General features: G+C 69.7%; 22 protein-coding genes and 1 pseudogene. 8 read left to right on the forward strand and 15 right to left on the reverse strand.

All coding sequences use genetic code 11. The features are described from left to right. The first annotated feature begins 31 nt into the window (after window positions 1–31). Window positions 32–421 carry a hypothetical protein gene (locus tag ABS361_11010; protein XBY46688.1) on the forward strand — a complete coding sequence of 130 codons (390 nt, stop codon included), beginning with the start codon at window positions 32–34 and terminating at the stop codon, window positions 419–421. Window positions 422–689: 268 nt separating this feature from the next. Further along, window positions 690–3302, forward strand: coding sequence for a glycoside hydrolase family 3 C-terminal domain-containing protein (locus ABS361_11015; protein XBY46689.1), 2613 nt, complete (start codon window positions 690–692; stop codon window positions 3300–3302). Between the two features lie 63 nt (window positions 3303–3365). Here ABS361_11015 and ABS361_11020 read toward each other — a convergent pair whose 3' ends face one another. After that, the gene (locus ABS361_11020; protein ID XBY46690.1) at window positions 3366–4727 is read right to left on the reverse strand and encodes a formimidoylglutamate deiminase; all 1362 of its coding nucleotides are present in this window, start codon (window positions 4725–4727) and stop codon (window positions 3366–3368) included. A 189-nt stretch (window positions 4728–4916) separates the two neighbouring features. Here ABS361_11020 and hutI point away from each other — a divergent pair, with 189 nt between their 5' ends. Genes hutI through ABS361_11045 form a run of 5 tightly spaced genes read left to right on the forward strand, consistent with a single transcriptional unit; the run spans window position 4917 to window position 10816 of the window. Beyond that, window positions 4917–6167, forward strand: a complete 1251-nt coding sequence (hutI, locus tag ABS361_11025) for an imidazolonepropionase (protein XBY46691.1) — start codon at window positions 4917–4919, stop codon at window positions 6165–6167. Next, window positions 6164–7726: a histidine ammonia-lyase gene (gene hutH, locus ABS361_11030; protein XBY46692.1), complete on the forward strand. Its 1563-nt coding sequence runs from the start codon at window positions 6164–6166 to the stop codon at window positions 7724–7726. Before hutI ends, hutH begins: the two co-directional genes overlap by 4 nt. Then, a complete protein-coding gene (gene hutG / locus ABS361_11035) occupies window positions 7723–8559 on the forward strand; it encodes an N-formylglutamate deformylase (GenBank protein XBY46693.1) in 837 nt (278 codons plus the stop codon). Before hutH ends, hutG begins: the two co-directional genes overlap by 4 nt. Window positions 8560–8564: 5 nt before the next feature. Further along, window positions 8565–10232: a urocanate hydratase gene (gene hutU, locus ABS361_11040; GenBank protein ID XBY46694.1), complete on the forward strand. Its 1668-nt coding sequence runs from the start codon at window positions 8565–8567 to the stop codon at window positions 10230–10232. Continuing rightward, window positions 10229–10816 (forward strand): HutD family protein, encoded by a 588-nt coding sequence (locus ABS361_11045; protein XBY46695.1) that lies wholly within the window; start codon window positions 10229–10231, stop codon window positions 10814–10816. Before hutU ends, ABS361_11045 begins: the two co-directional genes overlap by 4 nt. A 43-nt stretch (window positions 10817–10859) precedes the next feature. Here ABS361_11045 and hutC read toward each other — a convergent pair whose 3' ends face one another. The 11 genes and pseudogenes from hutC to ABS361_11100 form a co-directional block, all read right to left on the reverse strand. Then, window positions 10860–11609 (reverse strand): histidine utilization repressor, encoded by a 750-nt coding sequence (gene hutC / locus ABS361_11050; GenBank protein ID XBY46696.1) that lies wholly within the window; start codon window positions 11607–11609, stop codon window positions 10860–10862. Window positions 11610–11820: 211 nt separating this feature from the next. After that, complete coding sequence (locus tag ABS361_11055; GenBank protein XBY46697.1) at window positions 11821–12501, reverse strand: ABC transporter ATP-binding protein; 681 nt, start codon at window positions 12499–12501, stop codon at window positions 11821–11823. Between the two features lie 101 nt (window positions 12502–12602). Beyond that, window positions 12603–12791, reverse strand: a pseudogene (locus tag ABS361_11060) (ATP-binding cassette domain-containing protein). Next, window positions 12788–13801 (reverse strand): ABC transporter ATP-binding protein, encoded by a 1014-nt coding sequence (locus ABS361_11065; protein ID XBY46698.1) that lies wholly within the window; start codon window positions 13799–13801, stop codon window positions 12788–12790. The pseudogene ABS361_11060 and the gene ABS361_11065 overlap by 4 nt, the downstream one beginning before the upstream one ends. After that, window positions 13798–14691: an ABC transporter permease gene (locus ABS361_11070; protein XBY46699.1), complete on the reverse strand. Its 894-nt coding sequence runs from the start codon at window positions 14689–14691 to the stop codon at window positions 13798–13800. Before ABS361_11070 ends, ABS361_11065 begins: the two co-directional genes overlap by 4 nt. Beyond that, window positions 14688–15629 (reverse strand): ABC transporter permease, encoded by a 942-nt coding sequence (locus ABS361_11075; protein XBY46700.1) that lies wholly within the window; start codon window positions 15627–15629, stop codon window positions 14688–14690. The genes ABS361_11070 and ABS361_11075 overlap by 4 nt, the downstream gene beginning before the upstream one ends. A 153-nt stretch (window positions 15630–15782) precedes the next feature. Then, complete coding sequence (locus tag ABS361_11080; protein ID XBY46701.1) at window positions 15783–17327, reverse strand: ABC transporter substrate-binding protein; 1545 nt, start codon at window positions 17325–17327, stop codon at window positions 15783–15785. Window positions 17328–17465: 138 nt separating this feature from the next. Next, entirely contained in the window at window positions 17466–18647 is a 1182-nt protein-coding gene (locus ABS361_11085) for an FAD-binding oxidoreductase (protein ID XBY46702.1), read from the reverse strand. Continuing rightward, window positions 18644–20056 (reverse strand): FAD-dependent oxidoreductase, encoded by a 1413-nt coding sequence (locus ABS361_11090; protein ID XBY46703.1) that lies wholly within the window; start codon window positions 20054–20056, stop codon window positions 18644–18646. Before ABS361_11090 ends, ABS361_11085 begins: the two co-directional genes overlap by 4 nt. Then, entirely contained in the window at window positions 20053–20376 is a 324-nt protein-coding gene (locus ABS361_11095; protein XBY46704.1) for a (2Fe-2S)-binding protein, read from the reverse strand. Before ABS361_11095 ends, ABS361_11090 begins: the two co-directional genes overlap by 4 nt. Next, the gene (locus tag ABS361_11100) at window positions 20373–21080 is read right to left on the reverse strand and encodes an SDR family NAD(P)-dependent oxidoreductase (protein XBY46705.1); all 708 of its coding nucleotides are present in this window, start codon (window positions 21078–21080) and stop codon (window positions 20373–20375) included. Before ABS361_11100 ends, ABS361_11095 begins: the two co-directional genes overlap by 4 nt. A 164-nt stretch (window positions 21081–21244) precedes the next feature. On the opposite strand from ABS361_11100, the gene ABS361_11105 reads away from it, so the two are divergent. Next, window positions 21245–22084, forward strand: coding sequence for an IclR family transcriptional regulator (locus ABS361_11105; protein XBY46706.1), 840 nt, complete (start codon window positions 21245–21247; stop codon window positions 22082–22084). Window positions 22085–22179: 95 nt separating this feature from the next. Here the strand turns inward: ABS361_11105 and ABS361_11110 are convergent, their stop codons facing one another. The 3 genes from ABS361_11110 to ABS361_11120 all read right to left on the reverse strand — a co-directional run bounded on the left by ABS361_11110 (window position 22180) and on the right by ABS361_11120 (window position 25883). Further along, on the reverse strand, window positions 22180–23181 hold the full coding sequence (locus ABS361_11110) for an ABC transporter permease (protein XBY46707.1): 1002 nt from the start codon (window positions 23179–23181) through the stop codon (window positions 22180–22182). Between the two features lie 55 nt (window positions 23182–23236). After that, window positions 23237–24763 carry a sugar ABC transporter ATP-binding protein gene (locus ABS361_11115; GenBank protein ID XBY46708.1) on the reverse strand — a complete coding sequence of 509 codons (1527 nt, stop codon included), beginning with the start codon at window positions 24761–24763 and terminating at the stop codon, window positions 23237–23239. Window positions 24764–24884: 121 nt separating this feature from the next. Continuing rightward, on the reverse strand, window positions 24885–25883 hold the full coding sequence (locus ABS361_11120; protein ID XBY46709.1) for an ABC transporter substrate-binding protein: 999 nt from the start codon (window positions 25881–25883) through the stop codon (window positions 24885–24887). Between the last annotated feature and the right edge of the window lie 843 nt (window positions 25884–26726).

Below are 26726 nucleotides of genomic sequence, written 5' to 3' on the forward strand. Positions count from 1 at the left end.
ACCATGAAAACAGAAACCCCGCCGTGGAGGAATGGATGTCGTTCGCCAATCTGAAGGTCCGCACCAAGCTGCTCCTCCTCGTTGGGCCCAGATCAACGAGATCCAGGGTGCGACCGACGACTCGACCAAAGTCATCGCCACGATCGCCTCGACCATCGGCCAGATGAACGCGCTCGCCACCTCGATCGCCTCGGCGGTCGAGGAACAGGGCACCGCCACGGCCGAGATCGCGCGCAACGTCCAGGAGGCGGCGCGCGGCACCGCCGAGGTGTCGCTGAACATCACCGGCGTCACGCGGGCGGCGCAGGATTCCTCCGGCGCCTCGGTCTCGATCCTCGAACAGGCAGGCGACGTGCGCACCCGCGCCGAGCGCCTGCGCCAAGAGATATCCGGCTTCCTCAGCACGATCCGCGCCGCCTGATCCCTGGCACCTGCGGTCGTCTGATGAACCGGAACACCGGCGGCCCCGATCCCATCATCGGGGCCGTTCGGATTCCTGACCTTTCGAAAGACCTCGGGGCTCGGCCAACTCCGCTTGTGGCACGGCGCGGAACTTGCCGCTAAGCTCACGCCCGTCGCTGCGGTTCGCCGATGCTGAATCGGATCCGCCGCGACGCTTGCTCAACGATCTGTCCGGTTCGGGCCGCGCGCGACGCGGGGCTGCCGCCGGTCCCTGCCCGAGAGAGGCGATGCTCCGGAACGTCTCGTGCCTTCGCCCGTCGCGCCTCGCCCGTCGTGCGGCGCAGCCTGCCGTCCTCGCTCTCGCCCTGCTGGCCGTGGCGCCGGCGCACGCCGACGACCGGTCCGACCTCAAGGCGCTGGTCGCGGCCATGACGGTCGAGGAGAAGCTCGCGCTCGTGCGCGGGGCGCCGGACCCGGAGAACCTCGGCGGCGCCGGCTATCTGCCCGGCGTGCCGCGGCTCGGCATTCCGCCGCTGCGCTCGGCCGACGGGCCGGCCGGCATCGAGGTTCGCACCGAGGCGACCGCCCTGCCCGCGCCGGAGGCGGTTGCGGCCACGTTCGATCCCGCGCTGGCGGAGGCCTATGGCGGCGTGCTCGGTCGCGAGGCGCGGGCGCTCGGCATGGATGTCGTGCTGGCGCCGCACGTCAATATCGCGCGACTGCCGGTGTTTCATCGGGTGAAGGACGAGCATGGCGAGGACCCACTGCTCGCCGCCCGCATGGGTGCGGCCGAGATCCGCGGCATCCAGGCCGCCGGCGCCATGGCGGAAGTGAAGCATCTCGCCGCCAACGATCAGTTCCGCGGCCAGGACGTCTACGATTTCCGCATTCCCGAGCGCGCGCTCGCCGAGATCCACCTGCCGCCGTTCGAGGCCGCGGTGCGCGAGGCCGGCGTCGCCTCGGTGATGTGCGCCTATAACAGGGTCAACGGTCCTTTCTCCTGCGCGCAGAAGGAGTTGATGACCGGCTTCCTGCGCAAGCGCTGGGGGTTCGACGGGTTCGTCACCTCCGACTGGAACGGTGCCCGCTCCTTCGCGCTCGATGCCGGGCTCGATGTCGAGATGCCGGGCACCTACACGCCGTCCTGGTACGGCCGGCTGGCGGCCAAGAGCGCCCGCGACCCCGCCGCCTCCGCCAGGCTCGATCGCGCCGTGCTGCGCGTGCTCGGCCAGATGAAGCGCTTCGGCCTGCTCTCCGGCGCCTCGCCCACCGGCGGCACGGCCGTCGTGCCGCCGCGCCCGGTGCTCGAATTCGAAGCGGGCGCGGCCGTCGCGCGCAAGGTTGCGACCGCGGGCGCGGTGCTGCTCAAGAACGACGGCCTGCTGCCGATCGAGCCGGCCGAGACGCCGAAGACGGTGCTCCTGGTCGGACCAACCGCCGAGCGCCTCGCCGCCGGAGCCGGCGTCGAGCGCGCCTACGGCGTCAAGGCGCGCATGGTATCGCCGTTGGAGGCGCTGAAGGCGGCGCCGCCGGCCGGCTGGACCGTCGATCATCGCGTCGGCATCGATCTCGAAGGCACCGTCATCCCGACCGAGCACCTGAGCTGGACCGACGAGGAGGACGGCACGGCGCAGGGCGCGCAGGGCCACGGGCTCGTGCGCATGCCGACCAGCGATCCGAACGCCGAGGCCGACATCGACGCGACGCTCGACTTTACCGGCGGGCGGGCGCTTCCCGAAGGCAGCGATCTCACCTGGGCCGGGCTGATGACGGTACCGGAAACCGGGATCTATGACCTGATGCTCGAGATCGGCGGCGGCAGCGGCCGCATCCAGCTCGGCGAGCGGATCGTCGCCTCGGCCCGGATCGGTGCCAACGGCGGCGTGGTCTGGCCCTGGACCGGCATCGTCACAACCCGCGAGGGGCTCGACATCACGACGCTGCGCGTCAAACTCATCGCCGGCCACTCCTATCAGGTGAAGCTCTTCGCCAAGGCGCAGGAGCACATCCGGCTCTCGGTGCGCTTCGCCTGGGTCACCCCGGCGGCGCGCGCGGCGCATCTGGCGAGCGCCATCGCCGCCGCGCACAAGGCCGACCGCGTCGTCGTGTTCGCGCATGAGGACGGCCAGCCACCGGACCGTGAAACTCTGGCGCTGCCGGTCGACCAGGACGCGCTGATCCGCGCGCTCGCCGAAGCGAACCCGAACCTCGCGGTCGTGGTCACGGCCGGCCGGCCGGTGACCATGCCTTGGATCGACAAGGTCAAGGCCGTGCTGCTCGGCTGGTATCCGGGCCAGGAGGGCGGCGCGGCGCTCGCCGATCTGCTGACCGGCCGCGCCGAGCCGGGCGGCCGGCTGCCGCTGACCTTCCCCACGACCGATGACCAGACGCCGGCACGCGGCCATCCGGAGCGCTATCAGGGGCACGACGAGATCGTCGACTATTCCGAGGGGCTCGAGGTCGGCTACCGCTGGTACGACGCGCAAGGCGAGACGCCGCTGTTCCCGTTCGGCCACGGGCTCGGCTACACGCGGTTCTCCTGGCGCGATCCGCTGGTGGTGGCGGACGGCGACGGCGCGGTCGCGATCGTCACGGTGAAGAACGAGGGCGCGCGCGCCGGGTCGGACGTCGTGCAGGTCTATCTCGGCCGCGCGGCCGGTGCCGCGCCGGGCACGCCGCCGAAGGCACTGGCCGGCTTCACGCGCGTCCGGCTCGAGGCCGGCGCGGAGACGCGCGTGGCGGTGAAGCTCGCCCCGCGCGCCTTCGAGAGCTGGTCGGAGAAGGACCACGCCTGGCGGCGGGAGTCCGACGAGCGCCGCGTGCTGATCGCCGCCTCGTCGCGCGACATCCGCTTCGACCTGCCCTTGCGGCCGGCGACGACGGCGCAGACGGGCAACTGAGGGAGAGCACGCGGAAAGAAGGCGGAGCGGGCCCCGCCGCCTTCCCTTGCCTCGGGGCGCCGCTCAGGCAGCCAGCAGACGGCCGAGCGTCGCGGCGAAGCGTGCGGCGACGGCGTCGCGGTCGCGGTGGCGACCGTCGGCGACCACGCGCTCGCCCCGGACATAGACGCAGTCGACCAGCCGGTTGCCGGCCGCGAACACCCAGGCGTCGAGCGGCGCGTCGCCAACGCTCGCGGGATGGCGCGGATCATCGGCGCGGAGCGTGACGAGATCGGCCGAGGTGCCGACCATGAGGCCGGCCGCGGCGCCGGGCGTCAGCGCGGCGGTGCCGCCGGCGAGCGCCTGATCGAACAAGGTCCGGCCGGTCGAAGCGCCGGCACTCGCGATCACGTTGCGGGCACGATGGGCGAGGCGCTGGGAATATTCGAACTGCCTGAGTTCCGCGCCGACGCCGATTTCGACGTTCGAATCCGAGCCGATGCCCCAGGCACCGCCGGCCGCGACGAAGTCCGCGCCCGCGAAGATACCGTCGCCGAGGTTCGATTCCGTGATCGGGCAGAGGCCGGCGACGGCGCCCGTAGCGGCCATGCCGGCGACTTCGCTCGCATCCATATGGGTCGCGTGGATCAGGCACCAGCGGCGATCGACGGGCGCATGATCGAGCAGCCAGGCGACCGGCCGGGCGCCGGACCATGCGACGCAGTCTTCAACCTCCCGCACCTGCTCGGCGATGTGGATGTGGATCGGGCCATCGCCGGCGAGCGGGATCGTGGCGGCGAGTTCATCGGGTGTCACGGCGCGCAGCGAGTGCGGCGCGATGCCGGTGACGGCGCCGGGCACGCGCGCGGCGGCAGCGCGGGCGCCGTCGAGAAGTCGGGCATAGCGCTCGACATCGTTGATGAAGCGGCGCTGCCCTTCGGCCGGCGCGCCGCCGCCGAAGCCCGAGCGGGCGTAGAGCACCGGCAGCAGCGTCAGGCCGATGCCGGTCGCCGATGCGGCAGAAGCGATGCGCTCGGCCATCTCGGCAATGTTGGCATAGGGCCGGCCGTCGCGGTCGTGGTGCAGATAGTGGAACTCGCCGACGCGGGTGAAGCCCGCCTCCAGCATCTCGACATAGAGTTCGGCGGCGACCGCCTCGACGTCGTCCGGGCTCATAGTCAGCGCGAAGCGATACATGAGCTCGCGCCAGCTCCAGAAACTGTCGGCGGTCGGGCCGCGGGTCTCGGTCAGACCGGCCATGGCGCGCTGGAAGGCATGGCTGTGCAAGTTCGGCATGCCGGGGACGGCGATCGCGTGCCGCACATCCGCCGGCCCCGGCGCGGTGCCGGTCTCGATGCCGGCGATCCGGCCCTCGGCGATCGTCAGACGCACCGCGTCGCGCCAGCCCTCGGGCAGCAGCGCCCGGTCGAAGAACAGTGTCACCATGGTCTCGAACCACCTCGGAATCGCGGGCCGATGTTAGCCTGCGCGGCGTGGCGGGTGCGAGAGCCGGGGCGAAAATCCCCGCCGGTCCGCCTTCCCGACCGCTTGCGCGCCTGATGATTATGTCTATACTTATTCATATCCGATGACCAGCCCGATCGACGCGGGCCGTCATTGCACCAGGGTGATTCCATGACCGATCAGGCCCCGACCGATCTCGCCCCGACCGCGCCTGCTCCGCGCCGGATCTGGCGCAACGCGCGGCTCGCGACGATGCGCGCCGACCGGCCTGGGCTCGGCATCGTCGAGCGCGGCGCGATCGTCGCCGACCATGGCCTGATCGCCTATGCCGGTCCCGAGGCCGATCTGCCGTCGGATCTCGTCCGCGGCGGCGAGATCATCGATTGCGACGGCCGCTGGATCACGCCTGGGCTGATCGACTGCCACACCCATCTCGTCCATGGAGGCGACCGCGCCAACGAATTCGAGCTGCGGCTGAAGGGCGCCAGCTACGAGGAGATCGCGCGCGCCGGCGGCGGCATCGTCTCATCGGTCGCGGCGACGCGCGCGGCCTCGGAGGACGAGCTCGTTCGCCAGACCCTGCCGCGGCTCGACGCGCTGATCGCCGAGGGTGTCACGACCGTCGAGATCAAGTCCGGCTACGGCCTCGACACCGCGAGCGAACTGAAGTCGCTGCGCGCCGCCCGCGCGCTCGAGAAGGTCCGCGACGTGGCGATCGCCACGACCTTTCTCGGCGCCCATGCGCTGCCGCCGGAAGCCCAGGGCGACAAGGCGGCCTACATCGACCTGATCGTGCGTGACATGCTGCCGGCGGTCGCGGCCGAATGGCTCGCAGACGCGGTCGACGGTTTCTGCGAGGGCATCGCCTTCTCGCCCGATGAGATCGCACGCGTATTCGATGCCGCGAAGGGCTTCGGCCTGCCGGTCAAGCTGCATGCCGACCAGTTGTCGAACCTCGGCGGTGCGGCGCTGGCCGCGCGCTATGGTGCGCTGTCGGCCGACCATCTCGAACACACCGACGAAGCGGGAGCGGCGGCGATGGCGGCGGCCGGCACGGTCGCGGTGATCCTGCCGGGCGCGTTCTACTTCATCCGCGAGACCAAGCGGCCGCCGATCGAGCTGTTCCGCGCCCACGGCGTGCCGATGGCGGTCGCGACCGACTGCAATCCCGGCACCTCGCCGCTGACCTCGCTGCTTCTGACCATGAACATGGCCGCGACGCTGTTCCGCATGACCGTCGAGGAATGTCTCCTCGGCGTCACGCGCGAGGCGGCGCGCGCGCTCGGACGGCTCGGCGAGATCGGCACGATCGAGCCCGGCAAGGCCTGCGATCTGGCGATCTGGGACATCGAGCGGCCGGCCGAACTCGTCTATCGCATGGGCTTCAATCCGCTCCATGCGCGCATCCGGAGGGGACGATGACCACCACCATAACGATCGTGCCGGGCGCCGTGCCGCTCGCCGACTGGCGCGCGATCTGGCGCGGCGCGCCGATCGCGCTCGATCCGGCCGCGCGCCCGAAGATCGAGAGGAGCGCCGAGGCCGTGCGCCGGATCCTCGCCAAGGGCGAGCCGGTCTACGGCATCAACACCGGCTTCGGAAAGCTCGCGAGCGTCCGGATCGGCGACGCCGATCTCGGCACGCTCCAGCGCAACATCGTGCTCAGCCACGCAGCGGGCGTCGGCGCGCCGCTCAGCCGCCCGATCACGCGGCTCATGATGGTGCTGAAGCTCGCGAGCCTCGCGCAAGGCGCCTCCGGCGTGCGGCCGGAGACGCTGGATCTCCTGGAGGCGATGATCGCGCGGGATCTGATCCCGGTCGTGCCGTCTCAGGGCTCGGTCGGAGCCTCGGGCGACCTCGCGCCGCTGTCGCACATGACCGCGACCATGATCGGCGTCGGCGAGATCTTTATGCATGGTGCACGCCTGCCGGCAGCCGAGGCGCTCGCCGCGGCGGGCCTGAAGCCGATCGTGCTCGGCGCCAAGGAAGGGCTGGCGCTGCTGAACGGCACGCAGTTCTCGACCGCCAATGCGCTCGCAGGCCTGTTCGAGGCCGAGCGGCTGTTCCAGTCGGCGCTGATCGCCGGCGCCCTGTCGACCGACGCGGCGCGCGGCTCCGACACACCGTTCGATCCGCGCATCCATGCGCTGCGCAAGCATCGCGGCCAGATCGCGGTCGCCGATGCACTGCGCGGCCTGATGGCCGGCAGTGCGATCCGTGCTTCGCATCGGGTCGACGATCCGCGCGTGCAGGACCCCTACTGCCTGCGCTGCCAGCCGCAGGTGATGGGCGCCGCCCTCGACGTGCTCCGGCAGGCGGCCGAGACGCTGGAGACCGAGGCGAACGGCGTCTCCGACAATCCGCTGATCTTCGCCGAGGACGGCGAGGCGCTGTCGGGCGGCAACTTCCACGCCGAACCGGTCGCCTTCGCCGCCGACATGATCGCCATGGCGGTCTGCGAGATCGGTTCGATCTCCGAGCGGCGCATCGCCATGCTGGTCGATCCGGCGCTGTCGGGCATTCCGGCGTTCCTGACGCCGAAGCCGGGGCTCAACTCCGGCTTCATGATCCCGCAGGTGACCGCCGCCGCGCTCGTCTCCGAGAACAAGCAGATGGCGCATCCGGCGAGCGTCGACTCGATCCCGACCTCGGCCAACCAGGAGGATCACGTCTCCATGGCCGCGCATGGCGCGCGCCGCTTGGCCGCCATGGTCGAGAACGCGCTCAATGTGGTGGCGATCGAACTCCTCGCCGCTGCGCAGGGCTGCGACTTCCATGCGCCGCTCGCCTCGAGCCCGGCGCTGGAGGCTGTGCGGGGGCTCGTACGCGCCGAGGTTCCGCACCTCGACGACGATCGGCATTTCCATCCGGATCTGGTCGCCGCCGCCGACATGATCCGCTCCGGCGCGGTCGTCGCCGCGGCTGGTGCGAGCGCCCTGCCCGGCCTCGACCCTTCACGCACGCAGGGAGCCGCCGCATGAGCGCCCGTCCCGACTGGCTGAGCGTCACGCGCGGCGAGGCGCCGCTTCTGGTCTCCATCCCTCACACCGGCACGCTCATTCCGGAACCGATCGAAGCGCGGCTCGTGTCGCCCTGGCTCGCCCGCAAGGACGCGGACTGGTGGATCGACCGGCTCTACGGTTTTGCCGCCGATCTCGGCGCGACGGTCGTTCACACGGCGATCTCGCGCACGGTGATCGACGTCAACCGCGATCCCTCCGGCGTCTCGCTCTATCCGGGTCAGGCGACCACCGAACTCTGCCCGACCACGACCTTCGACGGCGAGGCGCTCTACCGGCCCGGCGCCGAGCCGAGCGCGGAAGAGATCGCCGAACGGCGCCGGATCTGGTTCGACCCCTATCACGCCGCTCTGGCCGCAGAGGTCGCGCGGCTGAAGGCGCGCCATCCGGCGATCGTCGTCTACGACTGTCATTCGATCCGCTCGGTGATCCCGCGCCTGTTCGACGGCGAACTGCCGCAGTTCAACATCGGCACCAATTCGGGCGCGGCCTGCGCGGTCGACTTGACCGCGCGTGTCGAGGCGATCTGCGCGGCGTCGGGCCTTTCGCATGTGACCAACGGCCGGTTCAAGGGCGGCTTCATCACCCGTAGCCTCGGACGCCCTGAGGCCGGCGTGCACGCGATCCAGATGGAGCTCGCCTGTCGCGGCTACATGGCCGATCCGGCCGGCGCCCTCGATCCCGACACCTGGCCCGCGCCGTGGGATCCGGCATTCGCCGCGCCGATCGCGGTCGATCTCGAACGCATCCTGCAGTCCGCCCTCGATTTCGCCTCTTGCCTCCGCCCGGAGTGACCCCGATGACCCGTATCGACAACGCCCGTTCGATCCGCGCGCCGCGCGGCACCGATCTCAACACCAAGAGCTGGCTGACCGAAGCGCCGCTCCGGATGCTGATGAACAATCTCGACGCCGAGGTCGCCGAGCGGCCGGGCGAGCTGGTCGTCTACGGCGGCATCGGCCGCGCGGCGCGCGACTGGGAGAGCTTCGATCGCATCGTCGAGACGCTGAAGCGGCTCGAGGCCGACCAGACGCTGCTGGTGCAGTCCGGCAAGCCCGTCGGTGTATTCCGCACGCATGCGGATGCGCCGCGCGTGATCCTGGCGAACTCTAACCTCGTGCCGCGCTGGGCGACCTGGGAGCACTTCCACGAGCTCGATCGCAAGGGGCTCATGATGTACGGCCAGATGACCGCCGGGTCCTGGATCTACATCGGCAGCCAGGGCATCGTGCAGGGCACCTACGAGACCTTCGTGGAGGTCGGTCGGCGCCATTACGGCGGCGACCTCGCCGGCCGCTGGATCCTGACCGCCGGTCTCGGCGGCATGGGCGGCGCGCAGCCGCTCGCCGCGACCATGGCCGGCGCCTCCTGCCTCGCGGTCGAGTGCCAGCCGTCGCGCATCGAGATGCGGCTGAAGACGCGCTACCTCGACGTCCAGGCCAAGGATCTCGACGAGGCGCTGGCGATCATCGAACAGTCCTGCCGGGACAAGAAGCCGATCTCGGTCGGCCTCCTCGGCAACGCCGCCGATGTCTTCCCCGAACTGGTCCGCCGCGGCATCCGCCCGGATGCCGTCACCGACCAGACCTCGGCGCATGATCCGATCAACGGCTACCTGCCCAAGGGCTGGACGCTCGCCGACTGGGAGGCGAAGCGCGAGAGCGATCCGAAGGCGGTCGACAAGGCGGCGCGGGCGTCGATGGCGACCCATGTCCGCGCCATGCTCGACTTCCATAAGATGGGCGTGCCGACGCTCGACTACGGCAACAACATCCGACAGATGGCCAAGGAAGAGGGCGTCGCCGACGCGTTCGACTTCCCCGGCTTCGTCCCGGCCTATATCCGGCCGCTGTTCTGCCGCGGCATCGGGCCGTTCCGCTGGGCGGCGCTGTCGGGCGATCCGGAGGACATTTATCGCACCGACCAGAAGGTCAAGGAGCTGATCCCCGACGACAAGCACCTGCACAACTGGCTCGACATGGCGCGCGAGCGCATCGCGTTCCAGGGCCTGCCGGCGCGCATCTGCTGGGTCGGCCTCGGCCAGCGGCACCGGCTCGGGCTCGCCTTCAACGAGATGGTGCGCAAGGGCGAACTCAAGGCGCCGATCGTCATCGGCCGCGATCATCTCGATTCCGGTTCGGTCGCCTCGCCGAACCGCGAGACCGAAGCCATGCAGGACGGATCGGATGCCGTCTCCGACTGGCCGCTGCTCAACGCGCTGCTGAATTGTGCCTCGGGCGCGACCTGGGTGTCGCTGCACCACGGCGGCGGCGTCGGCATGGGCTTCTCGCAGCATTCCGGCATGGTGATCTGCTGCGACGGCACCGAGGCGGCGGATCGGCGGCTCGAGCGCGTGCTCTGGAACGACCCGGCGACCGGCGTCATGCGCCACGCCGACGCCGGCTACGACATCGCGATCGACTGCGCGCGCGAGCACCAGCTCGACCTGCCGGGCATCCTCGGATGACCGGCGTCCGCCTGCTCCGCGCCACCGATCGCGCGCCGAAACCGTGGAAGAACGGCGGCGGCGTGACCACGGACGTGCTGGTCCGGCCCGAAGGGGCCGGACTGGACGATTTCGAGGCGCGGATCAGCATCGCGGAAGTGGCGGCGTCCGGGCCGTTCTCGGTGTTCCCCGGCATCGATCGCTCGACCGCGATCCTCGCCGGGGCCGGCATGGACCTGATGGTCGGCGACGCCGCGCCGGCGCGGCTCGCGCCCGGTGGCGCGCCGCATCGCTATCCGGGCGACGTGCCGACCAGCGCGACGCTGGTTGCGGGGCCGATCACCGATCTCAATGTCATGACCCGGCGCGGCGTCGTCGCTCATGAGATGCGCCGCATCGCGCTCGCACCGGGTTCGGTCGCGCCGTTCGATCTCGCCGATGCGGCGATGCTGTGGCAGAGCGGCGATGGCGTGATCGAGACGCCGGGAGGGACCGTCACGCCCGCCCCGCTCGATGCGATCACCTGCGCGACGCCGGGGCGCTGGCGTGTGACGACCACGACCGACGTCGTGCTGTTCGTGATCGGGTTCGTCCGCCGGACGTGAGCTTGGCCACCCGCAGCGGCCACGCTCGCAGCGGACGCCGATCTCAGCGTGATCCGGCTGTCGACGGCGTGAACCGCGCGACCAGCGTCTGGCGATCACCCGGATACCAGAGCTTCACCGCCGTGATCGACTGGTCCGAGCGCCAGGTCTGGCGCTCAACCACCAGACAGGCCATGCCGGCCGGAATATCCAGCAGGTCGGCGATGCGGGCGTCGGCGCTGGCGGCGGAGATCCGATGTTCGGCGCCGTGCCAGGGCTCGTGACGCAGGAGCCAGGTGCCCGGCGGCTCGGTCGAGAAATCGGTGGTCGCGGCTTCCGGCACGGTCGACAGCGCGATCACGCGGTTCTCAATCGCGTAGGGCCGGCCCTCGGCGAAATGCCGGCATTCGAGCGCCAGCACGGGCGCGCCCGGCTCCAGCCCGAGCATCTCGGCATCGGCGCGGGTCGCCTTGCGTTGCCGGCGCGAAAGGAGTTCGTAGGCATAGGCCTCGCCGCGCGCCTGCACCTCGGCGCGCACGTCGGGGATCTCCATCACCGCCGACTGCGCCACCGGCCGGCGCACGAAGCTGCCGGCGCGGCGGCGGCGCTCGATCAGGCCGGCCTCGACCAGGCTCGACATGACCTTGTTCACGGTCATGCGCGCGCAGCCATATTCGGCCATCAGCTCATGCTCGTAGGGCAGCCGGTCGCCCGGCTTCCATTCGCCCGAGACGATGCGGCCCTCGATGTCGGAGCGGATGCGCTGGTGGAGCGCCACGTCCTTCAGACGCGGCGCCGGTGCGGACGCGGTCAATGCCCATTCTCCCGAGCCGCCGGGCGATAGCCGCCGGCCGCCGATCGCGCGATGCGACCGGCCGGATCGAGGCCCTTTCGCGGTTCCGCGCAACGATCAACCTAGGCAGCACCACAGGAGTCGGCAAGCCGCGCGATGTCACGCATGCCGGCACCGCGGCCCGCACGCGCAGCCCGCCCTCACCGTCCCGAAACAGCGCCGCGACCGGTGCTCACGCCACCTTGTGGCAGGCCACCGCACGCCCCGGCGCGACCTCGCGCAGTTCCGGCCGGACCGAGCGGCAATGCTGATCGGCGAGCGGGCAGCGCGGGTGGAAGTGGCAGCCGGTCGGCGGCGACACCGGTGACGGCGGTTCGCCCTCCTGAAAACTCATCGCCACCGCGCGTGCCGGATCGGGCTCCGGCGAGGAAACCTTGAGCAGCTTGGTATAGGGGTGCAGCGGATCGACGAAGATCTCCGGCACCGGGCCGCTCTCGACCACGCGGCCGAGATACATGACGACGACGCGCTGGCAGAAGTAGCGCACGACGCCGAGGTCGTGGGAGATGAACACGAAGGCGAGGTTGCGCTCGCGCCGCAGCGTCTCGAGCAGCTTCAGGATCTGCGCCTGCACCGAGACGTCGAGTGCCGAGACCGGCTCGTCGGCGAAGATCAGGTCCGGCCCGAGCGCGAGCGCGCGGGCGATGCCGATACGTTGGCGCTGGCCGCCGGAGAACTCGTGCGGATAGCGGTCGAGCGCCGACTGCGGCAGGCCGACCTCGTCGAGCAGCTTGCCCACTTTGGCGCGCACGTCCGAGCGCGTCGCGAGCCCGTGCACGCGCAGCGGCTCGCCGATGGCGTCGATGATGTGCTGGCGGCCGTCGAGCGACGAGGCCGGGTCCTGAAACACCATCTGCATGCGTCGGCGCAGGAGCCGCAGGTCGCGCTTGAGGCGCCGAGCACATCGGCGCCGTCGAAGGTCACGGCGCCGCCGTCGGCCTCCTGCAGGCGCAGCGCGACGCGCGCGACCGTCGACTTGCCGCAGCCGGACTCGCCGACGACGCCGAGCGCCTCGCCTCGGCCGACCTGAAACGACACGCCGTCGAGCGCGCGCACCTCGGCCTTCTTGGGGATCGGCCAGCCGCGACGGACGATGTAAGTCTTGCGCAGGCCGTCGACATCGAGAAGCGGCTTGTCGGTCATGCGGCGGTCCTCGCCCAGCAGCGCACCAGATGGGAGGGATCGCCGGCGACCGGCGTCAGCGGCGGCAACGTCTTGCAGCGGTCGTGCACGAGCGGACAGCGCGAGGCGAAGCGGCAACCGGCCGGCATGTCGACGAGCGGCGGCACCTGGCCGGGGATCGGCTGCAACGGTTCGGTGCTCTCGATGCGCGGCATGGCGGCGAGCAGCGCGGTCGAATAGGGATGCGAGGGCCGCGCGAAAAAGGCGTCCACGGGGCCGCTCTCGACCACATCGCCGCCGTACATGACCATGACCCGGTCGGCGACCGAGGCGACCACGCCGAGATTGTGCGTGATCAGCAGCAGCGCGAGGCCTTCCTTCTCCTGGAGGTCGGCCATCAGCGCCAGCACCTGCGCCTGGATGGTCACGTCGAGCGCGGTCGTCGGCTCGTCGGCGATCAGCACCTTCGGATGACAGGCGAGCGCGAGCGCGATCATCACGCGCTGGCGCATGCCGCCGGAGAACTGGTGCGGATAGGCGTCGAGCCGCTCGGCCGCCGCCGGCACGCGCACCAGTTCGAGCAGCTCGCGCGCCCGCTCGCGCGCCTGCCGCTTGGAAAGGCCGCGGTGTAGGATCAGGCTCTCGGCGATTTGGTAGCCGATCGGCAGCACCGGATTGAGCGAGGTCATCGGCTCCTGGAACACCATGCCGATCCGGTCGCCGCGCATTGCCTCGCGCGTCGCCTCGTCGGCCGCGGTCATGTCGACGCCGTCGACGACGATGCGGCCGCGGGTCACCCGGCCGATCGGCGGCAGAAGGCCCATGACCGACAGCGCGGTCAGGCTCTTGCCGCAACCGGATTCACCGACGAGCGCAAGCGTTTCCTTCGGCCGGACCTCGAAGCCGATGCCGCGCACGGCCTCGTACCAGGCGTCCCCGACCTTGATCGAGGTGGTCAGGTCCTCGACGACGAGCGCCGGCGTCGCCCCGGCATCCACGGACGGCTGTTTCATCGCTGCGGTATCGGTCATTGCGGCGCCCTCGGATCGCTGGCGTCGCGCAGGCCGTCGCCGATCAGGTTGAGGCCGATCATCACGATCAGGATCGCGAGGCTCGGGAAGATCGACATCCAGGGCGCGTCGAGCAGGTTGTCGAAGCCCTCGCGCACGATACCGCCCCAGGTCGCGGTCGGCGGCGGCACCGAAAGGCCGATGAAGGCAAGCGTCGATTCCGTGCGGATCGCCGAGGCGAGCCAGAGCGAGGCCATGACGACCAGCTCGTCGAGGATGTTCGGCAGCACGTGCAGGAACATGATGCGCAGGTCGGAATAGCCGAGCGCCCGGCAGGCATCGACGAAGTCGCGTTCGCGCATGGTCAGCGTCGAGCCGCGCGCCATGCGGATGAAGGCCGGCACGGCGGTCACCGCGATGGCGATGATCAGGTTGGTCAGCGAGGCGCCGAGCACGGCGACGAGCAGCAGGCCCATGATCAGCTGCGGGAAGGACAACAGCACGTCGGTGATCGCCACGACGATGCGATCGACGATGCCGCCGTAGTAGCCCGAGACGAGGCCGATCACCGTGCCGACCACGACGCCGAGCAGCGTCGCGACGAAACCGACATAGAGCGAGATGCGCGAGCCCCAGAGCACGCGCGAGAGCACGTCGCGGCCGAAGGCGTCGGTGCCGAACCAGTGGGTGGTGCTCGGCTCGGCGAGCACGAGCAGCACGTCCTGATCGTCGGGTCCGAAGGGCGCGATCCAGGGCGCGGCGATCGCGGCGGCGATCATGACGACCACCACGACGATGCCGAGAAGCAGACCGCCGGAGCGGGTCGCGCGGGCGAACGCGCCGCGGCGGGCCGGCTTCGAAGTGGCGGGCGTCGGCGTGGTGGGTGGGGCGGCGGGTGCGGTCGCGCTCATGAGGTCTTCACCCGCGGGTCGACGAGGCCATAGGTCAGGTCGGTCAAGATGTTGGCGAGCACGATGGCGAAGGCCGAGACGACCATGAGCCCCTGCAGCAGCGAATAGTCGCGCTGATTGAGCGCGGTGACGATCAGCTTGCCGATGCCCGGCCGGTTGAACACGATCTCGGTCAGCACGGCATTGCCGATCAGCACGCCGAGATAGAGGCCGACGACCGTGACGATCGGCACCAGCACGTTGCGGAAGGCGTGGCGCCAGACCACGGTCCGGTACGGCAGGCCCTTGGCGCGGGCGGTGCGGATGTAATCCTCGCCGAGCGCCTTCAGCATGCCGGAGCGCGTGACGCGCGTGACGTAGGCGACCATCAGCAGACCGAGGTTCAGCGACGGCAGCACGAGCGCGTTGAGCCGCCCCCAGAAGTCGCCCTCCTTGGCGATCGAGATGACCGGGAACCAGCGCAGTTCGACCGCGAAGGCGATCAGCAGCAGGATGCCGGAGACGAAGGCCGGGAACGACACGCCGGCGAGCGAGAAGATGCGGGCGAACCAGTCGGCGAAGCCGTTGCGGTTCATCGCCGCGAGCACGCCGAGCGGCACGCCGAGCACCGTGCCGACGACCAGCGCGGCGAGCGTCAGTTCGATCGTGTAGGGCAGGACGGCGAGCACGTCGGTGGTGATCGGGCGGTTGGTCGAGAGCGAGCGGCCGAGGTCGCCGTGCAGGATCTGGCCCATGAAGTCGACGTACTGCATCAGGATCGGCTTGCCGAGGCCGAGCTTTTCGCGCAGTTCCGCGCGCGCCGCCTCGGAGGCCTGATCGCCGAGGATGGCGATGGTCGGGTCGCCGGGCACGACCCGGACCAGCACGAAGACCGTGGTCAGCACGGCCCACAGGGTCGGGATCGCGAGCAGCAGCCGCTTCAGCACGAAACGCAGCATCGAATGCCTCGTCGGGAGGGCCGGAAGATCCGGGGCGGAACCGGAGCGGGGGAACGGGCGGCGCGGACGCCGACCTCGAACGGGGAGACGGGCGGCGCGGACGCCGCCCGGGATCTGAGGGACGTCGCCGGCGGATGCACCACCGGCTCGCCGTCACTTCTTGGTGGTCGCCTCGGTGATCACCGGGCCGAGATGGATCGCGGCCTTGAAGGTGTAGCCGTAGTCGACGTTGTCGTGGCGGGCCCAGACCTGCAACTGTTCGAACAGCGGCACGGCACAGACGTCGTCGACGATCTTCTGCTGCGCGGTCGCCCACAGCTCCTTCTGCTTGGCGGCGTCGGTCGAGATCGCGGCGTCGTCGATCTCCTTGTCGGCCACGCTGCAGTGCGAGAAGTTGGTGACCGCCGTCGGCGTACCGACGATCGCGCGCGAGTGGAAGAACTGCTTCAGGTAGACGTCGGCGACGGGGAAGCGCGCGGCCGAATAGTAGTTGGCTTCCGACAGGTCCTTGCGGATCTGCGCATGCCACGACTGATGGTCGACCACTTCCATCTTCATGTCGATGCCGGCCTGCTTCAGCTGCGCCTGCACGATCTGCATCGAGTTCAGCATGGTCGGCAGGCTGGTCTGGATGACCTTGAGCTCGAGGCCGTTCGGATAGCCGGCCTCGGCTAGCAGCGCCTTGGCCTTGGCGACGTCATGCGGGTAGAGCTTGGCGTTGTAGGTGCCGAGATAGCCGACCGGCACGACCGACACCGGCGGAATGGCCGTCGCGGCGCCCTTGAAACCGACGATCTGCTTGCTGTCGATCGCCATGGCGATCGCCTTGCGCACGCGGATGTCGTCGAACGGCTTCTTCGACTGGTTGACGAACAGGAGCGCCAGCTCGGACGGCTGCACGACCTCGACGGCGATGCCCTTCTCCTTCTGGAAGCGCTCGACCCAGCGCTGGTCCTGGCGGCCGTAGACGACGTCGAGTTCGCCCGAGGTGAAGGCGAGATCGCGCGCTGCGTCGGCCGGGATGAAGCGGTAGAGGATCTTGTCGATCTTCGGCGCGCCGCGGAAATAGGCCTTGTTGGCGACCAGCGTCAGGCTCTCGTTCGACTTGTAGTCGGCGATCGCGAACGGTCCGGTGCCGACCGGCTTGATCTTGAAATCGGCGCCGAGGGCTTCGGCCGCCTTTTTCGAGACGATGTTGCCGCCATGATAGTTGGCGACGATGCCGAGCAGCGCCGGGATCGGCTGCTTCAGCACGATCTTGACCGTGTAGGGGTCCACAGCGTCGATCGAGGCGACCGGCGCATAGTCCGAGGCGAAGGAGGAGGTCTTGCTGTCGGCGGCGCGCTTCAGCGAGTAGACCACGTCCTCGGAGGTCATCTCGCCCCAGTCACCATGGAACTTCACGCCCTTGCGCAGGTGGAAGGTCCAGGTCAGGCCGTCGGCCGACTTGTCCCAGCTCTCGGCGAGATCCGGCTCGAGCTCCTCGAGGCTCGCAGAGCCCGGCTTGAAGCGGACGAGGCCGTTGAACATCCAGGAGACCACCGGCTTGTCCTGAGTGGTGGTCGCGCGGTGCGGGTCCAGCTGGCCGACATCGGCCGCGGCCATGCCGACGGTCAGCACCGTCTCGGCCGCCGCCGGGCCGAAGCCGGCGGCGAGCAGCGCCAGGGCCGTGGTCGCGGCAAGGATGTGTCGCTTCATCGTGGTGCTCTCCTCTCGTTATCGCGACCGTCGAGCGGTCGATCTTGCCCTCGCGCGGGAGGGGGTTCAGGGGATTGCGAAGCTCTTATGCCGAGGGCGGGAGGGCCCCCCGCCTGTCGGTGTTATCGATACGTTAGATCAGTGTTCGACATGCGTCACGGCCTCTCCGGGGCCGCCGGCCCAATCCTTGAAGCGCGTGATCGCGAAGGGCGCGATCGGGCTCTCTGTCCGGCCGTCCAGCACCAGTTCGGCGAGGATCATGCCGATCGCGGGCCCGAGTTGGAAACCGTGGCCGGAGAAACCGAACGCGTGGACCAGACCCGGCGTGGTCGACGACGGGCCGACGACCGGAATGTGATCCGGCATCTGGCCGTCGATGCCGCTCCAGCTGCGGATCACCTGCGCCTCGACGAGGCCCGGCACCAGATGCAGGGTCCGCGCCATGCCGCCGAGCGACTGCTCCGTCACCGGCCGCGCGAGGTCGGTCGCAGCGTCGCGCCATCCCGAGCCGCCGCCGAAAATGACATTGCCGCGCCGGATCTGGCGGACATAGACGTCGCCGCCGACGACGCCGATCGAGCGCTCGACGAAGTAAGGCAGCGGCTCGGTGACGAGCATGTTCGGCATCAGCGGCGAGACCGGCACCGGCTCGCCGAAGGCCGAGGCGACGAGACCGCCACCGGCGCCGGCGGCGTTGACCAGATAACGGGCATGGACCGTCACGCCCGCGGCCTCGACCACGAAGCCGTCGGCGGTCCTGGTCGCGCCGGTAACCGGCGTGTGCTCGCGCACGTCGACGCCGAGGCGGCGGGCGAGCCGGGCGTAGGCCGGGCCGACCAGCCGCGGGTTCGCCTGCCCGTCGGTCGGCGACAGCGAGGCGCCGACCACGCGCTCGCCGAGCCAGGGCAGCGCGTCATGCACCGCGTTCGGGCCGAGCATAGTCAGGTCGAGGCCCCATTCGCGCGCAGTCTCGGCGTAGCGCTCGAGTTCGGCGAGATCGGCTTCCGAACGCGCGAGCTTGATATGGCCGGTCGCCTCGAACTCGACGTCCTCGCCGAGGAATTTCGACAGCCCGTCCCAGAGCTTGCGTGAGCGCGCCGAGAGCGGCAGCTCGACGAACTCGCGGCCCTGCTGGCGCACGCCGCCGAAGTTGACGCCGCTCGCGCCCGCGCCGCACAGGCGCTTCTCCATCAGCACGACCGACAGGCCGGCCTTCTTCAGCGTAACGGCTGCGGACAGTGCCGCGACGCCGCCGCCGACGATCGCCACATCCGCCCGCACTGGGCCCGTCACGGTCGGGGCCGTCACGATCGCGCTCATCGGATCGCCTCCCGGATCGGGATCGGTTTGACCGGCGGATTGCCGCGCAGCCGGCCGACTGTCGCGACCTCGGCACCGCGCGCTGCCGCGAGCAGTTCCGCCGCCGCCTGGCCGCAGACGCGGCCCTGGCAGCGACCCATGCCAATGCGCGACAGCGCCTTCAGCCGGTTCATCTCATGAGCGTCGCGCCCGGTGGCGGTCGAACGCAGCAGGCCGACCGTGACACCCTCGCAGCGGCACACGATCTCGTCGTCCGATACCGCCGCGAGCAGGTGCGCCGGGAACGGATAGGCGCGTTCGAGCGCGGCCCGGAACCGCGCCTGCCGGGCGAGCCGGGCGTCGAGCCGGGCCACGCGCGCGGCATCGACCGGACGGCCCAGGTCCTGAAGCAGCGCCAGCGCGGCGCGTTCGCCCTGCAGCTCGGCCGCATCGGCGCCGCCGATGCCGGCACCGTCGCCGGCGACATAGACATCCGGCCGACTGGTGCGGCCGCTTTGATCGCGCTCCGGGATCCATTGGCGAGTCGTCGGCTCGAACCGCAGCTTCACGCCGGCGAGGTCGGCGAGCTGGCATTCGCTGCGCAGGCCGAACGAGGCGCCGACCGCGTCACAGGCGACCCGGTGTTCGCGACCCTTGGCATCCTGCCAGACGAGCGACGTCACCCTGCCCTCGCCTTCGACCCGGATCGCTCGCACGCCACTCACGATCCGCCGGCCGGCGAGCGCGTTCCGCGCCGTGTACCAGAGCCCCTTGGCGAGCGTCGCCGGCTCGTTCATGAGCCCCGGCAGCGCAGCGACCTTGGCGCCGAACGGCGTCACGTCGAGCGCGGCGACCACGGTCGCGCCGGCCTTCAGATATTGATGCACGACCAGCGGCAACAACGGTCCGGCGCCGACCAGCGCGACGCGCCGGCCGATCGCGGCGCCCTGCGCCTTCAACGCGATCTGGGCCGCGCCGAGCGTAAAGACGCCCGGCAGCGTCCAGCCCGGAAATGGCAGCACGCGGTCCATCGCGCCGGTGGCGAGCACGAGGCGATCGAAGTCGAGCGTCTCGAAGCCGCGCGCGGTCTTCAGATCCAGCCGGTCGCCGCCGATGTTCCAGACCAGCGTCTCGGGGCGGTAGTCGATGCTTTCCCCGAGCGCCGGCACCAGCGCATGCAGCACACGCGCCTTCGGCGCCTCGAGGCCATAGAGCGCTTCGGCCGGCCGTTCGGCCCCCGGGGGCGGCTGGCGATAGATCTGGCCGCCGGGGCGCGCCGCCTCGTCGATCAGCACGGGGCGCAAGCCGGCGGCGGCGAGGGTTTCGACCGCGCGCAAGCCCGCCGGGCCGGCGCCGACCACGGCGATCACCGGATCGTCGCCGTTCCGCCCAGCCGGTAGACCATGCTCGCTATGGCCATGCGCGTTCACGGGCGGCCTCCCGCGGTCTTCGCGGTCACCACCGCCATGCCCGGCTCGACCAGCACCGTGCAAGCGCGCAGGCGCCGGCCGTCGGCGAGGTCGACCCAGCAATCCTGGCAACCGCCCATCAGGCAGAAGCCGGCGCGCATCGCGTCGCCGAACTCGAAGCGCCGCACGGCGCCGCGGTTGACCAGGATGGCGGTGATCAGCAGGTCGCCGGCGCGCGCCGTCACCGGCTCGCCATCGATCGTGAAGGCGATCGGCGCGGCATCGGCGCGCGCGAGACGGCTGAATTGCGAGGCGGAGAGATCGGACGGCAGATCGGTCACAGCATATGCTCGTAGCGGCAATTGACGAGGAGTTCCGCGATCGCGGCGGTGTTGGGCAGGTCGACGACGGTGCCGACCAGACGGGCGAGGTCTTCCGGCCGCGTCATCGCCTCAGGGGCGATGTCGGGCACGCCGGCGGTCAGGTCGGTCGCGACATAGCCGGGGCAGAGCGCGGTGGCGCGGATGCCGTGCTCCCAGCCGAGCCGGCGCACGGCATGGGTCAGCGCGACCAGCGCGTGCTTGGCCATCTGGTAGCCGGCGTTGAGGCCCATGACGCGCTTGCCGGACAGCGAGGCGACGTTGACGACACGGCCCGCGCCGCTCGCCTTCAGCGCCGGCAGCGCGGCGCGAATGAGCAGGAACGGCGCCTTGACGTCGATCGCGAACAGCCGGTCCAGTTCCTCGACCGCGCCGTCCTCCAGACCGACGAAGGGCGCGATGCCGGCATTGTTGACCAGAACGTCGATGCGGCCGAAGCGGGCGAGCGTCGCGGCGACCCAGGCCTCGGCGGCGGCGGGATCGGCGGCATCGTAAGGCGCGACGAGCAGGTCGTCGGCGTCCGGGCCGAACACGGCGGCGGCAGCCTCGGGACGGCGGACGCCGAGCGACAAGGCATAGCCCCGGTCGCGCAGCTCGCGGGCAATGGCCGCGCCGATGCCGCGCGTCGCCCCCGACACCATCGCCACCCTGCGCTCACCGGCCATCACGCCCGCTCCGCTTCATGCCGCACCCCTTCATGACGGGGAGATGACCGCATTCGCCGACGCCGGAGTCAACAGCCACTTTCGCCATGCGAAAGAAAGTTGCCTCAAATTTCGATATACGATATTTGCCCAAAGTGCGATCAGACCGAATTCCGGATGAAGAAATGAGCAAGGACGCTGCTACGAGCCAGTCCGCAGCCGCAACGAGCCTGCAACGCGGTCTGCGCGTGCTGCGCTGTCTCGGCGGCGCGCCGGCCGAGGGCATGCGGCTCTCCGACCTCGCCAATGCGGCCGGCGAGACCGAGGCGACGACGCATCGGCTACTGAAGTCGCTGGTCGCCGAGGGTTTCGCGGAACGGACGCGCGACCGGCGCTACCGGGTCGGGCTCGACTTCTTCACGCTGGCAGCGACGGCGGAAAACACCAACAATCTGCGCGACATCTGCCGGCCGGCCCTGATCCGTCTCTCGGCGACCCTCAACGACACGGTGTTCCTGCTCGTGCGCAGCGGCTTTCACGCGGTCTGCCTCGACCGCGCCGATGGCCCGTTCCCGATCCGCAGCTTCACCGGCGACATCGGCGGGCGCATCCCGCTCGGGATCGGCCAGGGTTCGACCGTCATTCTCGCGCTCCTGCCCGAGGACGAGCGCGAGGAGGTGATCCGGTTCAACCTGCCGCGGCTCATCGACATGGGGCCGATCGACGAGGTCTTCCTGCGGACCGAGATCGAGAAGGTGCTGACGCACGGCTACTCGGCATCCGAGACCGGCATCCTGCCGGGCATGACCGGCGTCGCGGTGCCGATCTTCGACACCAACGGCCATGTCGTCGCCGCGCTGTCTATCGGCACGCTGTCGGAGCGCCTGACGCCGGCGCGGCGGGACAAGGTGGTCGAACTGCTGCGCAAGGAGGCCGAGGCGATCGGGCGGCGCGTCTCGCCGTTCGATCGCGCGCTGCGCCATCCGGCACGCTGGCTCGGCGGCGTGCGCGCGCCGGGCGGGTGACAGGCTGCCTGCGGACACAAAAAAGACGGCCCCGTTCGGGGGCCGTCCAGTTTCGCGCGGGTCGGCGACGCCGCCTTGGGAGCATGATGGACCCGTCAGCGGCTCTTGCGCCGGCGGAGTTGGTCGAAATAGACGATCACGATGATCAGGCCACCGGTGATGATGTACTGCCAGAACGAGTTCACGTTCAGCAGGTTGGCGCCGTTGCGAATGGTCGCCAGGATGAAGGCGCCGAGCAGCGGGCCCCAGATCGTGCCGACCGCGCCGAACAGCGAGGTGCCGCCGATCACCGAGGAGGCGATCGCCTGCAGTTCCCAGCCGTTGGCCTGGGTGGCATTGCCGGTGCCGGTGCGCGAGGCGAGCATCACCCCGACGATCGCCGCGCAGAGCGCCGACAGGATATAGGCCTGATAGATCACGCGATTGACGTTGACGCCCGACAGCCGCGCGGCCTCGGCGTTCGATCCGACCGCGAACAGGTAGCGGCCGTACTTGCTCATGTGCAGGTAGATGAAGCCCGGCACCGCGACCAGCACGACGATCCAGAACAGGTTCGGCACGCCGAGGAAATCGCCGCGCGAGAAGGTCGTGAACACGTCGTGGGTGATGTTGATGGTCGAACCGTTGGTGATCAGGAGCCCCGCGCCCTGCAGCGCGGTCAGCGTCGCCAGCGTGACGATGAAGGGCGGCAGGCCCATCCTCACGATGCCGAAGGCATGGAACGCGCCGATCAGGCCGCCGACGCCGAGCGTCAGGAGGATCGAGAGCCAGATCGGCACCTCGTTCTCGATCAAGAGCGCGCAGATCACGGTCGCGAAGCCGACGATCGAGCCGACCGACAGGTCGATGCCCGCGGTGATGATCACGAAGGTCTGGCCGACCGCGAGGATCGCGATCATCGCGCCCTGGCGGGCGAGGTTCGACAGGTTGTTCGGCGTCGCGAAGGTGTTGGTCGCGATCGCCAGCGCCACGAACATCGCGACCAGCACCAGCACCAGCGACAGGCCGAGCAGGTTGTGGAAGCCGAGCCCGCGCTTCGCGCCGATCCGGACCGGACCGCCGTCCCCCGCCTTGGGGCTCGTGGCTTGTGCGCTCATCGGGCAGATCTCCTCATCAGTCTTTCATCGCGGGGTCGGCGTCTTGCGGCGGACGTCAGACGCCGATCGCTTCGCTCAGGATCTGTTCGTGGGATGCGGTCTTGTGGCCGTGGGTCGCGACCTGCCGGCCGGCGCGGAAGACATGGAACTCGTCGGCGAGCTCATAGACTTCCGGCAGATAGGACGAGATCAGGATGATGCCGGCGCCGGCATCGAGCAGCGCCGAGAACAGCCGGTAGATCTCCGCCTTGGTGCCGACGTCGACACCGACCGTCGGCTCGTCGAAGATGAAAAGCTTGGCGCCGTGATTGAGCCACTTGCCGATCACGATCTTCTGCTGGTTGCCGCCCGACAGGCTCGAGGCCGGCGCGCCGCGGTGCGCGGTCTTGATGCGCAGGTCGCGGATCTGGCGATCGGCCTGGTCGCGCTCGTCGCGCCCGGAGATGGTCACGCCGTTGGACAAGCGGTGATAGACGGGCAGGTTCAGATTGTGGCCGACCGACAGGTTGAGGCACAGGCCCTGATCGCGCCGGCTCTCGGGCGCGAGCGCGATGCCGAGCGCGATCGCGTCGCGCTCGCTGCGGATCTTGACCGGCTTGCCCTCCCACAGGATCTCGCCGGACGAGACCGGATGGCGGCCGAACACGGTCGTCACGAATTCGCTGCGGCCGGCGCCGATCAGGCCGTAGAGGCCGACGATCTGGCCGGCATGGACGGTCAGCGACACGTCCTCGAAGCCGCGACCCGACAGGTGGCGCGTCTCGAGGATCGGCGCGCCCTTGTCGAAGGCGTCCTTGTGATAGACCTGCTCGATCGAGCGGTTGATCATCATGGTGATCAGCTCGGCCTCGTCGGTCGCGCCGATGTCGCGGGTGCCGACGAGTTGGCCGTCGCGCAGGACCGAGACGCGGTCGGCGAGCTCGAACACCTCTTCCATGCGATGGCTGATGTAGACGATCGTGACGCCTTCGGCCTTCAGGCGATCGATCAGCGCGAAGAGCTGCGCCGCTTCCTGCCGGGTCAGATAGGCGGTCGGCTCGTCGAAGATCAGGAAGCGCGTGCCGCGCGTCGCCGCGCGCGCGGTCGCGATGAGCTGCTGCTGGCCGATGGTCAGCTCGGAGAGCTTGACGTGGGCCGGCAGGCGGAAGCCGAGATCATCGAGGATCTTCTGCGCATCCTCGACCATGCGGCGCTGGCGCATGAGCCCGTAGTTCGTCTTCTCGTCGCCGAGGAACATGTTCGCCGCGACGCTCAGGTGCGGGCAGAGCACGACCTCCTGATGCACGGCGTTGATGCCGAGCGCGATCGCCTCGTGCGGGCTCGCCAGTGCGACCGGCCGGCCTTCCCAGCGGATTTCGCCGCCCGAGCGGACATAGACGCCGGTCAGGAGCTTGATCAGTGTCGACTTGCCCGCGCCGTTCTCGCCGACGATGGCGTGGACCTCGCCAGACCGGAACGTCAGATCGACATGCTTCAGCGCATGCGTGCCGGCGAAGCGCTTGTCGAGGCCGCGCAGTTCCAGGATCGGCGCGGTCTCGACCGCGGCGGCCGCCGGCCGGTCCATGACGTCGGTTGCGCTCATTGTGGTCCGCTCCTCGGGGCCCGTTTGGGCCGCATATCGGCTTCGGCGCCGGCCTGTCGGCAACCGGACGAGCGGCCGGCGGTGCTCGACCGCCGGCCGTCGGGATCGCAGGCTCAGGCGATCACTTCACCTTCGGATTCAAGAGCTCCTGCGACCGGGCGTCCTTCATGTTCGCGGTCGTGATCAGGTTGGCGCCGGTATCGACGAAGGGGGCGACCTTCTCGCCCTTGGAGGCGGCATAGGCGGTCTTGACGCCGTCATAGCCCATGCGGAACGGATCCTGGACCACGAGGGCCGAGATCACGCCGTCGCCGAGGAACTTCACCAGCTTGTCGTCGCTGTCGAAGCCGACCAGCTTGACCTTGTCCTGCGCCTTGTTCTCGGCCACGGCCTGACCGGCGCCCTGCGCCTGGATCAGGTTCGAGGCGAAGATGCCGCGCAGGTTCGGGAAGGCGGTCAGAAGGTCGGTGGTGATGTTCAGGCCACCGTTGGCCGTGCCGTCGGAGACCTTGTCGGCGACGAGCTTGAGGCCCGGATACTTGGCCGCGAGCTGCTCCTTGAAGCCCTTGGCGCGCTCGTCGAGCGAGCCGACACCCGGAAGGTGGGTGATCAGGGCGACTTCGCCCTCGGCCTTGCCGTACTTGGCGGTGATCGCCGCGGCGAGACCGTCGGCGGCGATGCGGCCGCCCTGGACGTTGTCGGTGGTCAGGAACGAGGTGAAGGCCTTGGAATCCGCGGCGCTATCGATGCCGATGATCTTGACCGACTTGGCGGCCTCGTCGATCGGCTTGCCGAGCGCGGCGCGCTGGGTCGGCGAGATCACGATCGCGGCCGGCTTGCCGGCGACGGCGTTCTCGAGGATCGAGATCTGGCCGTTGATGTCGGCCTCGGACTGCGCGCCGAGTTCCGGCACGTTGACGCCGAGTTCCTTGCCGGCCTTGCGGGCGCCGGCCAGCACGATCTGCCAATAGAAGGACGTGGTGTCCTTGACGATGATCGGGATCGTCTCGCCGGCGGCGCGCGCCGGGACGGTGGTGCCGAGACCGGCGACGGCGAGCACGGCCGCGCCCGCCAGAAGGCCGACACTGCGCCGGGTGAACGTCTCTTTTCCGAGCTTCATGAGTGCTTCCTTCCCTTTTGACCGGCGTCGTTCTTGTGGGTCTCGTTCCGAGGCGGTCCGCGCCGACGACCGTCCGGATGGATGCCGCCGGCCCCGCTCGGGGGTCGCGACGGCGAGAATGCATCGAGATGAAGGGGATCGGATCGCGCGGCTCACGGCGACGGCCGATGCTCGGCATCGGCTGCGTTCTGGTCCACTCACCGCACCGGCTTCGCGCCGGCTCGGCATGCCCGCAATCCATCGCCAGCGCCGGCCCGGACCTCTACCGTCCTGCCAGTCGCTCGCATGCGTCTGCCACGCAGACGCCACAGCGGCCTCCCTTCCGCCTCACGGCACGGCGGTCGTTCGTCGACCGTCCCATTCGCCGTCCGTCGCTTGCCGCGACGGCTGAAAAAAGAGCGTACTTTCCATTCCGCGTCAATTCAGAATTTTTATTCCTTTTTGACGCCGGCAAGCGTGCAAGGCGGTCGTCTCGCCACCGCGGAACCCCGCCTGCATACTTACATGCTAGCATTCTCATTCAAGAACGCTGCCGATGCAAGCCCCCGGACGCCCGCGCGGGACATGCGATTTTGGGCGAGAGCGATATCGAAATCGATATGCCCACACAGACCGACAGGGGTGGAAGGCCGACAAGAGGGCGAGGAGAGCGGCAGGTACGGCACCTCTTTTTTCTCAATCGGGGCCAACTTTCGGATGAACGTTGCCGATCACAGCGCTTCATCCGGATCGAAACGGTGGATTTTTCTGCCTATCCAATGCAGATGTTGTCTTGCAGAGCGCCCGGATCGTCTCGCTGCCATGCCTCAGCGGGCATCGGCCATTCGCGAAAGACGTTTGTGC

The sequence above is a fragment of the Ancalomicrobiaceae bacterium S20 genome, assembly GCA_040269895.1.
GTDB lineage: Bacteria > Pseudomonadota > Alphaproteobacteria > Rhizobiales > Ancalomicrobiaceae > Methyloraptor > Methyloraptor flagellatus.

Excerpts from the sequence above, each read along its gene's own strand:
- ABS361_11085 (XBY46702.1), bottom strand. The coding sequence starts at position 18,647 with ATGAGCGCGATCGTGACGGCCCCGACCGTGACGGGCCCAGTGCGGGCG.
- ABS361_11070 (XBY46699.1), bottom strand. The coding sequence starts at position 14,691 with ATGAGCGCGACCGCACCCGCCGCCCCACCCACCACGCCGACGCCCGCC.
- hutH (XBY46692.1), top strand. The coding sequence starts at position 6,164 with ATGACCACCACCATAACGATCGTGCCGGGCGCCGTGCCGCTCGCCGAC.
- hutU (XBY46694.1), top strand. The coding sequence starts at position 8,565 with ATGACCCGTATCGACAACGCCCGTTCGATCCGCGCGCCGCGCGGCACC.
- ABS361_11045 (XBY46695.1), top strand. The coding sequence starts at position 10,229 with ATGACCGGCGTCCGCCTGCTCCGCGCCACCGATCGCGCGCCGAAACCG.
- hutI (XBY46691.1), top strand. The coding sequence starts at position 4,917 with ATGACCGATCAGGCCCCGACCGATCTCGCCCCGACCGCGCCTGCTCCG.
- ABS361_11100 (XBY46705.1), bottom strand. The coding sequence starts at position 21,080 with ATGGCCGGTGAGCGCAGGGTGGCGATGGTGTCGGGGGCGACGCGCGGC.
- hutG (XBY46693.1), top strand. The coding sequence starts at position 7,723 with ATGAGCGCCCGTCCCGACTGGCTGAGCGTCACGCGCGGCGAGGCGCCG.
- ABS361_11115 (XBY46708.1), bottom strand. The coding sequence starts at position 24,763 with ATGAGCGCAACCGACGTCATGGACCGGCCGGCGGCCGCCGCGGTCGAG.
- ABS361_11020 (XBY46690.1), bottom strand. The coding sequence starts at position 4,727 with ATGGTGACACTGTTCTTCGACCGGGCGCTGCTGCCCGAGGGCTGGCGC.
- ABS361_11110 (XBY46707.1), bottom strand. The coding sequence starts at position 23,181 with ATGAGCGCACAAGCCACGAGCCCCAAGGCGGGGGACGGCGGTCCGGTC.
- ABS361_11015 (XBY46689.1), top strand. The coding sequence starts at position 690 with ATGCTCCGGAACGTCTCGTGCCTTCGCCCGTCGCGCCTCGCCCGTCGT.
- ABS361_11080 (XBY46701.1), bottom strand. The coding sequence starts at position 17,327 with ATGAAGCGACACATCCTTGCCGCGACCACGGCCCTGGCGCTGCTCGCC.
- ABS361_11120 (XBY46709.1), bottom strand. The coding sequence starts at position 25,883 with ATGAAGCTCGGAAAAGAGACGTTCACCCGGCGCAGTGTCGGCCTTCTG.
- ABS361_11105 (XBY46706.1), top strand. The coding sequence starts at position 21,245 with ATGAGCAAGGACGCTGCTACGAGCCAGTCCGCAGCCGCAACGAGCCTG.
- ABS361_11010 (XBY46688.1), top strand. The coding sequence starts at position 32 with ATGGATGTCGTTCGCCAATCTGAAGGTCCGCACCAAGCTGCTCCTCCT.
- ABS361_11065 (XBY46698.1), bottom strand. The coding sequence starts at position 13,801 with ATGACCGATACCGCAGCGATGAAACAGCCGTCCGTGGATGCCGGGGCG.
- ABS361_11075 (XBY46700.1), bottom strand. The coding sequence starts at position 15,629 with ATGCTGCGTTTCGTGCTGAAGCGGCTGCTGCTCGCGATCCCGACCCTG.
- ABS361_11055 (XBY46697.1), bottom strand. The coding sequence starts at position 12,501 with ATGGTGTTTCAGGACCCGGCCTCGTCGCTCGACGGCCGCCAGCACATC.